Origin of the sequence: Bifidobacterium sp. B4111 (genome assembly GCF_026537235.1) — a bacterium.
GTDB lineage: Bacteria > Actinomycetota > Actinomycetes > Actinomycetales > Bifidobacteriaceae > Bombiscardovia.
In genome coordinates this window covers 544,587-559,017 of record NZ_JAFNMO010000002.1, presented here as the reverse complement: position 1 = coordinate 559,017, position 14,431 = coordinate 544,587, and the positions used below count along the sequence as shown (strand labels likewise).

The 14,431-nt window shown below is 61.6% G+C and carries 10 protein-coding genes; 6 read left to right on the top strand and 4 right to left on the bottom strand.

What is annotated here, in order from left to right:
• Positions 1–261 precede the first annotated feature (261 nt).
• The 4 genes from gyrB to J3T93_RS06085 all read left to right on the top strand — a co-directional run bounded on the left by gyrB (position 262) and on the right by J3T93_RS06085 (position 6,938).
• Positions 262–2,301 (top strand): DNA topoisomerase (ATP-hydrolyzing) subunit B, encoded by a 2,040-nt coding sequence (gyrB, locus tag J3T93_RS06100; protein ID WP_267430979.1) that lies wholly within the window; start codon positions 262–264, stop codon positions 2,299–2,301.
• Between the two features lie 134 nt (positions 2,302–2,435).
• Positions 2,436–5,063, top strand: a complete 2,628-nt coding sequence (gene gyrA / locus J3T93_RS06095; RefSeq protein WP_267430978.1) for a DNA gyrase subunit A — start codon at positions 2,436–2,438, stop codon at positions 5,061–5,063.
• Between the two features lie 104 nt (positions 5,064–5,167).
• Positions 5,168–5,767 (top strand): DUF3566 domain-containing protein, encoded by a 600-nt coding sequence (locus J3T93_RS06090; RefSeq protein WP_267430948.1) that lies wholly within the window; start codon positions 5,168–5,170, stop codon positions 5,765–5,767.
• Between the two features lie 58 nt (positions 5,768–5,825).
• A complete protein-coding gene (locus tag J3T93_RS06085; protein WP_267430947.1) occupies positions 5,826–6,938 on the top strand; it encodes a VanZ family protein in 1,113 nt (370 codons plus the stop codon).
• Here J3T93_RS06085 and J3T93_RS06080 read toward each other — a convergent pair.
• A complete protein-coding gene (locus J3T93_RS06080) occupies positions 6,887–7,837 on the bottom strand; it encodes a DMT family transporter (RefSeq protein WP_267430946.1) in 951 nt (316 codons plus the stop codon). The two genes, J3T93_RS06085 and J3T93_RS06080, sit on opposite strands and share 52 nt — an antisense overlap.
• Positions 7,838–8,058: 221 nt before the next feature.
• On the opposite strand from J3T93_RS06080, the gene J3T93_RS06075 reads away from it, so the two are divergent.
• Positions 8,059–8,769, top strand: a complete 711-nt coding sequence (locus J3T93_RS06075; RefSeq protein WP_267430945.1) for a LytR/AlgR family response regulator transcription factor — start codon at positions 8,059–8,061, stop codon at positions 8,767–8,769.
• On the top strand, positions 8,766–10,133 hold the full coding sequence (locus J3T93_RS06070; RefSeq protein WP_267430944.1) for a sensor histidine kinase: 1,368 nt from the start codon (positions 8,766–8,768) through the stop codon (positions 10,131–10,133). The genes J3T93_RS06075 and J3T93_RS06070 overlap by 4 nt, the downstream gene beginning before the upstream one ends.
• Here J3T93_RS06070 and J3T93_RS06065 read toward each other — a convergent pair.
• From J3T93_RS06065 to J3T93_RS06055, 3 genes are all read right to left on the bottom strand, one after another.
• Positions 10,097–11,146: a glycosyltransferase family 2 protein gene (locus J3T93_RS06065; protein WP_267400917.1), complete on the bottom strand. Its 1,050-nt coding sequence runs from the start codon at positions 11,144–11,146 to the stop codon at positions 10,097–10,099. The genes J3T93_RS06070 and J3T93_RS06065 overlap by 37 nt on opposite strands.
• A gap of 175 nt (positions 11,147–11,321) precedes the next feature.
• A complete protein-coding gene (locus J3T93_RS06060; protein WP_267400918.1) occupies positions 11,322–11,993 on the bottom strand; it encodes a hypothetical protein in 672 nt (223 codons plus the stop codon).
• Positions 11,986–14,415: a glycoside hydrolase family 3 C-terminal domain-containing protein gene (locus J3T93_RS06055; RefSeq protein ID WP_267430943.1), complete on the bottom strand. Its 2,430-nt coding sequence runs from the start codon at positions 14,413–14,415 to the stop codon at positions 11,986–11,988. The genes J3T93_RS06060 and J3T93_RS06055 overlap by 8 nt, the downstream gene beginning before the upstream one ends.
• Positions 14,416–14,431: the final 16 nt, after the last annotated feature.

Genomic DNA, 14,431 nt, shown 5'->3' with positions numbered 1-14,431 from the left:
TTTCTGTAAGCCTAAAGTCCCCTAGAGCTGGTAATCTATAGGTTATAGGGTCAAACGCTTCCAAGGCCCCTTTATGGACGATTTGGAACCTGGTGACCATGACTTGATCCCCTGTTCGACCACGAACGGAAGCTGCTTTGTTGTCAGTGGCCGACGATAGGGGTGCAGAAAGGACTATCCGTGGCAGATCTCAACACTGACCCGTCCCGGACCCCGCAAGAGGGCCGGGAGCATGAGGAGGACAAGCCTCGGGATGACGGCATGACGGGCCAGGATCAGTTGGACGACGCGCAGCTGGATGACTCGCTCTCCCCCGAGCATTATGATGCCAGCGATCTGAAGGTGCTGGAGGGGCTAGAGGCGGTCCGCGTCCGTCCCGGCATGTACATCGGCTCGACGGGCTCCAGGGGCCTGCATCACCTGGTCTACGAGATCGTCGACAACTCGGTCGACGAGGCTCTGGCTGGGTACGCTGACCATATTGAAGTCACCATCCTGCCCGAAAACGGCATCCGTGTGGATGACAATGGCCGTGGCATTCCTGTGGACGAGGTGCCAGGCGAGGGCAAGAGCGGCGTCGAGGTGGTCATGACCAAGCTGCATGCCGGCGGCAAGTTCGGTGGTGGCGGTTACGCGGTCTCGGGCGGTCTGCACGGCGTGGGCATCTCCGTGGTCAACGCCCTGTCCACCCGGATCGACGTCCAGGTGCGCCGGCAGGGCTACCACTGGCATCAGAACTTCCGCAACCAAAAGCCCACCGCTCCTCTATCCAAGGACCAGGCCATGGGGCCGGACGAGAGCACCGGCACCTCGGTGACTTTCTGGGCCGACCCCAAAATCTTCGAGACCACGGTCTACGACTTCGAGACCTTGCGCAGCCGCTTCCAGCAGATGGCCTTCCTCAACAAGGGCCTGAGGATCACCTTGACCGATCTGCGTCCCAATGACCAGGCCGGCGACGAGGTGGCGGGCGAGGAGCAGACCCCGGAGCAGAAGGGCCAGTCCGTCAGCTACCAGTACGCCAACGGCATCAAGGACTATGTGGACTACCTGGTCAAGGTCAGGAAGGCCACGCCTGTGGAGGCCGAGGTCATCGACTTCGAAGCCGAGGACCTGAAGCTGGGCATCTCCGCCGAGGTGGCCATGCAGTGGACTACCGCCTACTCGGAGTCCGTCCACACCTTCGCCAACACCATCGCGACCACCGAGGGCGGCACCCACGAAGAGGGGTTCCGTGCTGCCCTGACCAGCATGATCAACCGCTATGCCAGGGATAAGAACATTCTCAAGGACAAGGATGACAACCTCTCGGGCGACGACGTACGCGAGGGGCTGACCGCCGTGGTCTCCGTCAAGCTGACCAATCCACAGTTCGAGGGTCAGACCAAGACCAAGCTGGGCAACTCCGAGGCCAAAACCTTCGTCCAGAGGGTCATGACCGAGAGACTGAGCGACTGGTTCGACGCCCACCCAGGCGAGGCCAAGGCCATCATCCAGAAGGCCATGGAGGCCTCCCGGGCCCGGATCGCGGCCAAGAAGGCACGCGAGAACACCCGTCGCAAGTCCATCTTCGAGACTGCCGGCATGCCTGACAAGCTCAAGGACTGCCAGTCAAGCGACCCCCAGGAGTGCGAGCTGTTCATCGTGGAGGGTGACTCTGCAGGCGGCTCGGCCATCCAGGGGCGCAACCCCATGACTCAGGCCATCTTGCCCCTGCGTGGCAAGATCCTCAACACGGAGCGGGCCAGCTTGGACCGCATGATGAAGTCCGACACCATCGAATCCCTGATCACGGCCGTGGGCGGTGGATACGGCGAGGATTTCAACATCGATAAGGTGCGCTATCACAAGGTCATCATTATGGCCGACGCCGATGTGGATGGTGCCCATATTGCCACCCTGAATCTGACCCTCTTCTTCCGCTACATGCGGCCCATGATCGAGGCCGGCTACGTCTATGTGGCCATGCCTCCGCTCTACCGGCTCAAGTGGACCAAGGGGCCCCACAGCTTCGTTTACACCGATGCCGAGCGTGACAGGGTTCTGGCCGAGGGCAAGGCCTCCGGCCGACAGCTGCCCAAGGGTGAAGGGATCCAGCGCTACAAGGGTCTGGGCGAGATGAGCTACCAGGAACTCTGGGAGACCACCATGGACCCGGATCACCGCATCCTCAAGAAGATCCGCATTGATGACGCCGAGCAGGCCGACGAAACCTTCACCATGCTCATGGGCGACGAGGTTGAACCCCGGCGTCTGTTCATCCAGCGCAATGCCCACGACGCCCGCTTCATCGACGCCTGAGACGGACGTCCTTCCCTTTTCACCATTTGAGCTAAGGATCGATTTTGGCAGACGATAACAACAACGACAACAGCCCGGACCAGGACGGCCTCAACCTGCCCGACGGGTCTCGTGAGCCGCTCAGCCCCCAGGAGATGGACAACACCGATTACGGCCTCCTTAAGGGTGAGCGGATTCAACCCATTGACCTCCAGCAGGAGATGCGGGAATCCTACCTGTCCTACGCCCTGTCCGTGATCGTGGAGCGGGCCCTGCCTGATGTCCGTGACGGCATGAAGCCGGTCCACCGCAGGGTCATCTACGCTATGTATGACGGCGGATACCGGCCCGACCGCGGTTACAACAAGTGCTCGCGCGTGGTGGGCGACGTCATGGGCAAGTACCACCCCCACGGCGATTCGGCCATCTATGACACCATCGTGCGTCTGGCCCAGTCCTGGTCCATGCGCTATCCGCTGGTGGACGGCCAGGGCAACTTCGGTTCTCCCGGCGATGATCCGGCTGCTGCCATGAGGTACACCGAGTGCCGCATGGCCCCCTTGGCCATGGAGATGGTGCGCGACATCGACAAGGACACGGTTGACTTCATCCCCAACTACGACGGCAAGACCCAGGAGCCCACGGTTCTGCCTTCCCGCTTCCCCAACCTGCTGGTCAACGGATCAGCCGGCATCGCTGTGGGCATGGCTACCAACATTCCTCCGCACAACCTGCGTGAGGTGGCCAAGGGCGTTCACTGGGCCCTGGAGCATTCCGAGGCCTCCAAGGAGGAGCTACTCAACGCCCTGATCTCCATTATCAAGGGGCCTGACTTTCCCACTGGCGCCACCATTCTGGGCCACAAGGGCATCGAGCAGGCCTACCGGACCGGACGCGGCCTGATTACCATGCGGGCGGTGGTCAACACCGAGGAGATCCGTGGAAGGATGTGCCTGGTAGTCACCGAGCTGCCCTACCAGGTCAACCCCGACCGGCTGGCCTCCTCTATCCGCGAGGCCGTGCGCGACGGCAAGATCCAAGGCATCGCCGACATGCGCGACGAGACCTCAGGCCGCACAGGCCAGCGTCTGGTCCTGGTGCTCAAGCGCGATGCCGTTCCCAAGGTGGTCCTCAACAACCTCTACAAACACACCCAGCTTCAGCAGACCTTCGGAGCCAACATGCTGGCTCTGGTGGACGGGGTCCCCAGGACCCTGAGCCTGGATGCCTTCATCCGCCACTGGGTGGACCACCAGCTGGACGTGGTCGAGCGGCGCACTCGTTATCTGAAGCGTGAGGCCGAGGAACGCGACCACATTCTGCAGGGGTATCTGAAGGCCTTGGACATGATCGACCAGGTTATCGCCCTGATCCGCGCCTCCAAGGATGTAGAGACGGCCCGCACCGGCCTGATGGAGCTGCTGGACGTGGACGAGGTCCAGGCCGATGCCATCCTGGCCATGCAGCTGCGCCGTCTGGCCGCCTTGGAACGGCAGAAGATCCTGGACGAGCATGAGGAGCTCATGCGCAAGATCGCCGACTACAACGACATCCTGGCCCACCCCGAACGCCAACGCACCATCGTGGGCGACGAGTTGGATGAGATCGTCGACAAGTATGGCGACGAACGGCGCACCCGGATCGTCCCCTACTCGGGTGAGATGAACGTGGAGGATCTGATTGCTGACGAACAGGTGGTGGTCACTGTCACCCACTCCGGCTTCGTCAAGCGGACCAAGGCCGACGAGTACCGGGCCCAGCACCGCGGCGGCAAGGGCATCCGCGGGGCCAGGCTGCGCGAGGACGACGTGGTGGACCACTTCTTCCTGACCAGCACCCACAACTGGTTGCTCTTCTTCACCAACAAGGGCCGGGTGTACCGGCTCAAGGCCTACGAACTGCCTGAGGGCTCCCGCGACTCCAAGGGGCAGCATGTAGCCAACCTGCTCCAGCTGGGCCCGGGCGAGCGGATCGAACAGGTCCTTTCCCTGCACGGCTACGACGATGCCGACTATCTGATTCTGGCCACCCGGACCGGACGGGTCAAGAAGACCCGCCTGGCTGAATATGATTCGCCTCGCCAGGGTGGCCTGATTGCCGTGCGGCTGATGGAACTGGGCACCGTCGCCGACGAGGAGGGCCAAGAGGCGCCTAAGAGCGATGAGCTGGTGGGTGCCGCCCTCTGCAATGCCGACGATGAAATCATCCTGGTCTCCCGCAAGGGCATGAGCGTGCGCTTCCCGGCTGACGACTCCACCCTAAGGCCCATGGGACGGCAGACTGCAGGCGTCCAGGGTATGCGGTTCCGCCCCGGCGACGAGTTGCTGAGCATGGACGTGATCGCCAGTGAGTCCGGCGATGACCTGCTAGTGGTCACCGACGAGGGCTTCGCCAAGCGGACTGCTCTGAGCGAGTACCGCCTGCAGGGCCGCAACGGTTACGGAGTCAAGGCCATCGCCATGGTCGAGGGCCGTGGTTCCCTGGTCGGCGCCCTGGTGGTGAACGAGGACGACCAGATCATGGCCATCATGAAGTCCGGCAAGGTCATCCGCTCCGATGTGGCTGAGGTCAAGCGAACTGGACGCAACACTCAAGGGGTCACCCTGGCCAAGCCCGACAAGGGTGACGAGATTCTTTCCATCGCCCGCAATGCCGAGCGTGACGACCAGGAGGAGAATGACGGTCAGGTTGACGTGGCTTCTGCCGCTCCCCTGGCGGCCAAGGATCAGCCCATCGCCACCACCGGAACCGGCGACGGCCAAGGTCTGGCCCAAGAGGACTGAGCAGGTCCGCTACCAGTCTGACAAGACTGGTAGCCTCGTAAGAAGTCGTCCAGGTCCTGCGGCGGTATGCGCGGACTGATGAATGCAAGGATCAAGGAGTGCCGATGAGTCAGGATGATCAAAAGCAGGCCAAGGCCGGTACCGGTAAGAAGGGTACAGCAAAACCCAAAACCGGCAAGACCAAGGCTGATGAATCCAAAAAGGGCGAGTCCCGCCAACCCTCATCGGCCACTCCCCCGGCTTCTGCTGCCGGCAGGACGGCATCAGGGCGTTCCGCAAGAACCACAGCTTCGGCTGCCGCTCCGGTCAAAGCCCCTTCGACGACGCGTCCTCACGTGCCTCGGGCCCGGCGCATGCAGCTGTCCTTGACCCGGCTGGAACCTTGGTCTGTGGCCAAGGTCACCTTCCTGCTGTCCATCGCCGGGGCCATCATTCAGGTGGTGGCCGCCGCCCTGCTCTGGATTCTGCTCAATGCTATGGGACTCTTTGACAACCTGACTCAGGTCATCTCCAAGACAGGCCTGGATGCTGGTGGTTTCGACCTAGGCCAGGTGCTGAGCCTGGGGACGGTTCTGAGTTCGGTGACCATTTTCTCTATCTTCGAGATTGTCATAGTAGTGGCTCTGGTTACCATTTTCGCCTTTCTCTACAACCTGGTCAGCTCCCTGGTTGGTGGCATCCACGTAACCCTGGGCGACGACTGACCTCTTCGTCGGCACAGTCAATCGGTCGATAGGCTTAAGCGCGATTTAGACTGGAATTGTGCTCTCGACATACCTGGACTACTTCAGCGGCTCCTTTGGCATATCTCTGGTCTTCTGGCCCTTGGCCTCGCTGATTCTGACCCTGCCCATTCTTGCCCTGATCTACAACCGCTATCACCGGCTCAGGCTGACAGCAGCCATGGCGGCCTACCTGACCGTCTTATATCTGCTGGCCCTGGTCTTCTTCACCCTCTGGCCCATGCCCGACGATCGTGCCGCCTTCTGCGCCACCCATCATCTGACCCCCCAGCTCAATCCCCTGCAGTTCCTGACCGACCTGAGCACAGGCGGCCGGATGGCCATGTTGCAGATCCTGCTCAATGTGGCCTTCTTCCTGCCCCTGGGCTTCATCATGGGGCGGGTCTTCCGCTGGCGCTTCATCCTGGCCCTGCCGGTTGCCTTTCTGGTCTCCCTCTTCATCGAAACGGCCCAGCTGACCGGAGTGTTCGGCATCGTGGGCTGCGCCTACCGTCTCTTCGACGTGGACGACCTGATTTGGAACACCTCAGGCGCTCTGATCGGCTACCTGGTAGCCATGGCGGCCAACAAGCTCGTTCCCACCCGTCAGGCTGACGCTGCCCAGCTGGTCACCAACCCCGGGTTCATACACCGAGCCGTCTCCTTGGCTCTGGATCTGCTTCTGGCCACCATTCTGTCCATGTCTCTGGGAATGGGCGTGACCTATGCGGTCCATCGTCTGGGCGCCTATCAGCTGGATGGTCACTACCGCTTTGGCGGATTGCTGATCGCCCCATCCGCTCTGGATGTATTCGGGACCGTGGTTGATCTTGCCATGCTGCTGATCTTTGAACTGCTCATACCCCTGCCCCGCCGGGGACGGACGCTGGGTGCCACCTTCACCCATATGACCGTCGAGACCAAGCAGCGGCATGGCTGGTCCCGCTTCCTCTTCTATCTGTGCCGGACCGCAGTCATCCTGGCCGTCTTCGGCCCCTGGACCGGCAAGGTTCAGACTGCAACGCGCATCCTGGCCCTGCTCCTGCTGGTCTTCTACCTGATCAAGCGGCAGATGCCCTACGACCTCTTGCCCGGGACAGCCTACCGGGAGGACCCGGCTGCTGAGGAGCCCTTCGATAGCCGGCGGGGATGAAGTCTGACTTCGGATAGGATGATGGCGGCGAAGATGATGGCGAAGCCCAACAGATGGGTGGCTGTCAGCTCCTCGTGCAGGACCAGGACCGAAACCAGCATACCGAACAGGCTCTCCGAGCACAGGATCAGCGAACCCTGGGCGGCGGGGACCCTGGAGAAGGCGATGTTCTGGAAATTCTGGGCCATCAGGGTCGAGATCAGCGTCAGATAAATCATGGAGCCCAGGGTCGAGGGCGTGAAGTCGGCCGCAGTGGGCAAGGGATCGAAGATCAGCGCGCAGACCAGGAAGAGGATGTCACCGAAAAGTAGCTCCAGGTAGGTCAGCGTAGGGGCGTCGAACTTCTTGGTCAGGAAACCAGTGATCACCAGGTTGACCCCGTAGAGCAGGGCACCGGCCAAAGTCAGCAGGTCGCCAGTGCTCAGAGCCAGCCCCTGTCCCCCGCCGTGGGCCGGCAGCGAGATCAGAGCCACGCCCAGGATGCAGATGGCGGCCGCGACGAAGTGCCGCAGGGCCGGCCGTCGGCGGGCCATAATCCAGACCAGGAAGGGCACAAAGATGCAGTAGGTGGCCGTCAGGAAGGAGTTGCGGCCCGGAGCGATGGTGGTCAGCCCCATCATCTGCAGGCTGAAGGCCGCCCAGTAACTGACCCCCAGGATCAGCCCCGGTACCAGGGTATGTATGGCCCCGGTTCTGCGCAGCCGGGGCAGCAAAAAGGGCGTCATGATCACGATGGCGCAGAGGATGCGAATGCCCATCAGCCAGCGCACGGTCAGGGTCTCCATGGCAACCTTTTCGAAGGTGTATCCGGCTCCCCAGGCGGCCGCGGCCATCAGCAGCATCAGACGAGCCAGCCAGGTGGACGGTTTCCAGGACGAGGAGGGTGCGAAGGTAGACATGTTTCGACTCTAATCGTTCCCGTCCACAAGTGAGAATAGATTCGCAAGGTAAAAAATGAGCAGTTCAAACTTATTTGCTTTTTCAAACCAACCCTCCTGCTTGTCAGCGTTCGGCTTCGGGCAAGCGGGGTCTGCCATGCGGATATCTCCGATATCATTGAAGAACGGTGATAACGGCGGCCACAGGTCCTTGGCCGACGGGGTAAGGAGTGTGTGCCAGGATGATCAGAATCGCAGTGGTGGATGATGATTCCATCAGCTGTCGGACCATGGTCAATTACCTGAGCCGTTACCGCAAGGAACGTCAGGAAGAACTGACGGTCAGCGTCTTCACCGATGGCAAGGCTTTTGCGGACGGCTATCGACCCGTGTATGACATCCTCCTTCTGGACATTCAGATGACCCCCATGGACGGAATCGAAGTGGCCCGTCGGGTACGCGATCGTGACGAGTCGGTGGTCATCGTCTTCATCACCTCCGCCCCCCAGTACGCCATCAACGGCTATGAGGTGGGCGCTCTCTCCTACCTGCTCAAGCCCTTGCCCTGGTTCGCTTTCTCCCAGGAACTGGATCGGTCCATCGCCCAGGTGCGCGGCCGCGTGGACCTGTCCATTCTGATCACCGAGGGTGCCCGATTCACCCGGATCCCCCTCAAGGACATTGTCTTTATCGAATCCGTCCGCCACAGCAGTGTCATTCACACCTTGGATTCCTCACTGACTACGAACAGCACGCTGAAAAACCTGGAGGGCCAGCTGGACCAGCGAGGATTCTTCCGTTCCAACTCCTGCTACCTGGTCAATCTGGCCCATGTGACGGGCATGGAGGACCAGGACTGCATCATGTCTACCGGCCAGCGGCTACGGGTCAGCCGACCCCGTAAGAAGGGCTTCATGACGGCTCTGACCGCCTATGTGGCAGGTCGGCCATGACCAGCACCCACATCCTCAATGCCCTGCCCGATATCCCCCGGCTCTATACGGCCATCAGCGAGTGGTTGGGTTGCCTGGTCTATCTGTTGGCCATCGGGGTGAGGACCTCACGCCTAAGAATGACGGTTGTGCTTCTGCCCGGTCTGGCCGTGCTCATCGGGGTCCAGTACTGGGCCGGCACCCTGCCTATCGCCTTCTGGATCATCAGCATGTGCCTGGCCGTGGCCTGCATGTACGCCATTATCATGCTGGCTTCGGGGTTGGGGGCGCTGGATGGGGCCTATCTGCTGGCCCGTGCCTTCGTCCTGGCCGAGCTGGTCGCCTCTCTGCACTGGCAGCTGGACTCCTTCATGCGGCCCTCGAACCACAGCCTGTATGACCCGCCCTCCCTGATTCTGCTGGTGCTGATTTATGGCGGCGTAGGCATGCTGGCCTGGCTGGCGGAGCGGCGCAACTTCGCCAATGCCCAGTCTTCCGTGCCAGGACGCAGCGTTTTCATAGCCGCAGTCATCGCTGTGGTCACCTTCGCCATGTCCAACCTGAGTTTCGTCTCCACCAACACACCCTTCTCCGGCCGGGTTGGCTTGGAGGTCTTCTACATCCGCACCCTGGTGGACCTGTGCGGGTTCGCCACGCTCTATGCCCAGCAGGAACAGTTGCGGGAGAGCCATACCAGTGCCGAGCTGGCCTCCATCAACGCCCGGGCTTACAGCCAGCACAGGGAGTACATACGATCCAAAGAGAATCTGGAGGCCATGGGCAGGCTTGCCCACGACCTCAAGCATCAGATTGCGGCCCTGCGCTCGCAGATGGATCCTGAGCGCAAGTCCCAGGATTTCGAAGAGCTGGAGGCTGCGGTCGGACGGTATGGGTCGCAGCAGCACACCGGCAACCCCATCCTGGACGTGGTCATGTCGACCAAGGAGCGCATCTGTTCCGAAGAAGGGATCACTCTGACCATGGTGGCCGACGGCTCCCTCTTGGAGGGGATGTCGCCCATGGACATCTCCACCCTCTTCGGCAACGCCTTGGACAATGCCATTGAGGCTTTGAGGAAGGTCAAGGAATCCGACCGCCGCCTGATCAAGGTGGCCCTGTACGCCCGTGGACAATTCGTGGTGATCCGCATTGAAAACTACTTCACATCGCCTCTGAATTGGAAGGGCAATGGCGAGCTGGCCACCACCAAGACCAGGACTGAGGATGGCCTGCATGGCTACGGGGTCAAGTCCATTCGACACATAGCCCATCGCTACCAGGGCGAGATAACCCTGCGCACCGAGCATCACTGGTTCAGCCTCTGCGTACTCCTGCCTCGGGTGGGCGATCAATTGAAGCCCATGGCGGCTTCGGCGGCCTTATAACCCAGCCGGATGGCCAAGCGGCCCGGCCTGCCCGGCATGTTGATCATCCTGCAGAGCAGGGTGGAACGCACGTCGGAGGCGATGACGGGGGAGCGGTGCTCCAGCCTTCGCCAGAGCATGTCCTTGTTCCGATAATTGCTTGGATTGCGAGAGAGGATAAGGAAGACCGAGGTCACCACGCAGTTAATGGACAGATAGTGGATCATATAACGATAAAGTCCGCGTGGAACCGTCCCTGGATCAGGTGTCGACTCGGCCATGAGTCCGTTGACCAGCAGCAGTTGTGAGACCCGGGCGATCATGATCGAGGTCTGCACTGACTGGCCCTGACGGCCGGTGTGATAACGGTAGAAATTCGTGTCCAGGTAGAGCAGGGTGTGCACCCAGGGCAGGGGCTGATAAGAGTAGATGAAGTCCACGTAGTAGGTGTGCTCGGGCAGGTGTGTGTGGGCCTGGCGGAGTACCTCGGTGCGCAGGATCAGGGCGTGCATGATCATGTACTGGGACAGCCCGAACCGGCGCAGATGGTTCCAGTCCAGCACCCGTCCCGGGTCCATGACGCTGCGGAAGTTGATGACCCGCTTATGTTTGCGGCCTTCTTTTTCGTAGACGTAATTGGTGACTACCATGTCCACCGGATTCGTACGTCGCGACTGGTCCCGCAGCTGGTTCAGAACCAGACTCAGGGAGGTCGGGTCCACCCAGTCGTCGGCATCGACCACCTTGACGTAGCGACCCCGGGCGGCTGCCAGGCCGGTGTTGACAGCGCCGCCGTGGCCTTTGTTGGTCTGGCTGATCAGACGGACAGTCTGCGGATGACGCTCTTGGTATGACTGTACAACCTGCGCTGTGGCGTCGGTGGACCCGTCATCGACCACGATGACCTCCAGATCGTCCTCCTCCCGGCTCAAGAGGGAATCCAGGCAGGTCGGCAGATGCTGGGCCATATTATAGGCGGGGACGATGAAGGTGAGAACGGGCGGTCTCGTGGAGGCCGGTCGGTCAGCTGTCATGAACGATCACTTCGCAAAAGAATGGGTCGGCGGGTATGTCGGCGGGGTTGCCGTAATCCCGCCGGCGGCCGTTGTATGCGACCACTGTACATGATGGGTTTGAGGAAAAGGCCCCGCCCCTCTGGCTGCCGATGCATGCCGGTTCATTGACAGCCGGGGGAGTGGGGCCGGAATTTTACTGGGCGCTCGCCTGAGATTCGGTGGGCTCCTGACGGAAGATGACCTTGAAGATGGGGAAGAAGACCCAGAAGGAGATGGCCGAGTTGATGATCATGGTGACCAGATCAGCAATGGTGGTCCCTAGGCTGCCCCAGTTCAGGGTGTGCTGGAAGAAGCCGTAGATGGGGTCCTTGTACCAACCCTGCAGCGCTGCCGCGATGATGGTGATGATCACGTAGGCCACTAGGTACCAGAAAGCCGCCTTCCAGACCGAGGAGTTGGACTTGAAGGTGATGTTGCGTTGGAGGAAGAAGTTGATGATCTGGGCGATCAGCAGGGTGATCTCCACCGCAAGGAAGTAGGCCAGGCCGCCCCCGCCGCCGTGGCCGATGGACCCGGCCGCGTAGTCGAACAGGTAGTAGGGCTTGCCGCTGACGGTCCCCATGCGCCAGATCTGGAAGTTGGTGCCCACCAGGGAGGTGCCGTTGAAGATGGCCTTGAGCACGGGCATGAGCACCAGCTGCAGGACGGTGACCCCGTTGGACAGGATGAAGAAGACGATGAACTGGGCCAGGGTGGTGTGTCGGTCGCTGAACCGCCGCCACCAGCGCACAATCGCCCACTGTGAGGCCGTCGTCGCCTTCCCTTGGGCCGGCTGTTCGGCCTGTTGGCTGTGCTGATCACTCATGATTGAGCTCCTTTCCGGTCCTGCGGTTGGCGGACATGTTTCTGAAGAATCCGGCGATGAATCCGCCCAGCCCCCTCCATAGGTGGCCGTTGGGGATGCGGACGATGGCCTCGACCATGGCCGTATCAATCAGCCCGTTGGTCATCTTGGCCATGGCCCTGGGAGGCATGTTGAGAAGGAAGAGGGTGTTTAGGTCGGGGTTGCCGGTCTTGGCCTCGTGGCGGTTCTCGCTCTTGGCGAGGAAGTTGGCCACGAACCTGGCTATGACGCTTCTTGAGTCCTTCCAGGATGAGAGCGGATCGTTGACACCGAAGGTGCTGACGGCGCCCTGTCGGACCACCGGGTGGCCGAAGAGCGCTGTCACAGCGGCATCGTCGACCTCCTTGACCCGGCCGGTCAGGTAAGCGCCCAAGGCAGGGTCTGGACTCTGCGGGTCGACGGTGCCCTGGACGTTCAGATGCTCGCTCAGCTCCATGTTGCGGGCATCGGACCCGATCATGATGGTCCAGTCGCCGGACTCGACCTGCCAGGAGTTGCTGGCCGTGTCGAAGTGCCGGAAGGTCGTCTGATCGAAGTCGATACGGACCTGGGTGGACTGGCCGGCATCCAGGCTGACCTTCTTGAAGCCTTTCAGTTCGCGGACCGGCCTGAGCACGCCACCCTTGGGCGCCTGGACGTAGAGCTGGGGAACAGTGGCCCCCTGCCTGTCCGAATCATTGGTCAGGGTGAAGGTGACTCCCTTGTCGTCCACGGTTAGATCGGAGTAAGCGAAGTGCGCGTAAGACAGACCGTAGCCGAAGGGGAAGCGTTCCTCCACGTCGGCGGTCAGGTAGTAGCGGTAGCCGACGAAGGGGCCCTCCCGGTAGATCGACTCGTGCGCAGGGTCGGGGTACCAGTCGGCGCTGGGGCAGTCGGCATAGGACTTGGGCCAGGTTTCCGCCAGGTGGCCGGAGGGGTTGATCCGGCCGGTCAGGATGTTCAGGGTGGCTGAGGCTCCAGCCTGCCCGGACAGCCCTATGTAGAGGACGGCATCGCACTGGTCGATCCAGTCGGTGGTGACGGGGGAGCCCGCCACCAGGACGACTACTAGGGGTTTGTCCGTCGCGCCAAGGGCCTTGATCAGGTCGACCTGGTTGCTGGGAATGTCCATGTGGGAGCGGTCCAGGCCCTCGGATTCGCTGCGTTCATCCAGGCCCACGCAGGCGACAATCACGTCAGCCTGGCCAGCGGCAGCCACGGCTTGGTCGATCAAAGACTGGTTCTTCTCGCCATGCCGTTCGTAGCCCTGACTGTAAGAGGCCAGCTCCAGGCCGTCGCCGTTGCCCTGCCTGAGCAGATCCAGCATGCTCTCCTGCTTGGCTACGTTGACCTTTGAGGATCCAGATCCTTGGAACCGTGGAGTCTCGGCCATATCCCCGACTAGGGCGATCCGGGTGCCGGCGGCCAGAGGCAGGCGTCCCTCCCGATTGACCAAAAGAACGGCGGATCCCTCGGCGATGCTCCGTGCCACCTGATGGTGATCCCGTATCTGTTCTGCGGTCAGGTTCCCATCAGGATCCATGTCAGAGTGGTAGGTCAGCTTGGCCAGTCGCGCCACCTCTTCGGCTCGGGCATTCAGATCGGCCTCGTCCAGGCGGCCCTCCTGTACGGCCTTGGCAACCTGTCTCACGGAGTCGTATCCGGCCTGAGGCATCTCAAGGGAGGAGCCATTTGCTGCTGCGGCGACCGCACTGTTGGAGCCGCCCCAATCCGAGACCACCATGCCGTCGAAGCCCCACTCTTTGCGCAGGATGTCCTTGAGCAGGTGGGAATTCTCGTTGGCATAGGTGCCGTTAACCATGTTGTATGAGGTCATGATGGCCCAGGGGTGGGCCTGGCGCACGGCGATCTCGAATCCGGTCAGATAGAGTTCGCGCATGGTGCGCTCGTCCACCACGGAGTCGGATGCCTGGCGGCGTAGCTCCTGGCTGTTCATGGCGAAGTGCTTGGGGGTGGCGGCCACGCCCTGGGATTGGATGCCTTCGATCAGGCCGGCAGCCATATGACCGGCCACCTGGGGGTCCTCGGAATAGTATTCAAAGTTTCTGCCGCACAGGGGATTGCGCTTGATGTTCATACCCGGACCCAGGACCATGTTGACGCCCAGGCTTCTGGCCTCGTTGCCCAGCGCCTGGCCCATGGTCTTGGCCAGCTCCGGGTCCCATGAGCAGGCCACAGTGCCGGCTGTGGGGAAGCAGGTAGCGGGCTTGGACTTGCCCATGCCTAGATTGTCCCCTGATCCGGTCTGGCGGCGCAGACCGTGAGGGCCGTCGCTCAGGACCATGCTCGGGATGCCCGCCCTCTTCAGGGCACGGGTCGCCCAGGTGGATTTTCCGGAGAGCAGCGATGCCCGTTCCAGAACTGTCAGATCCTTGACTTCCATAGTGTTCCTTTTCCGT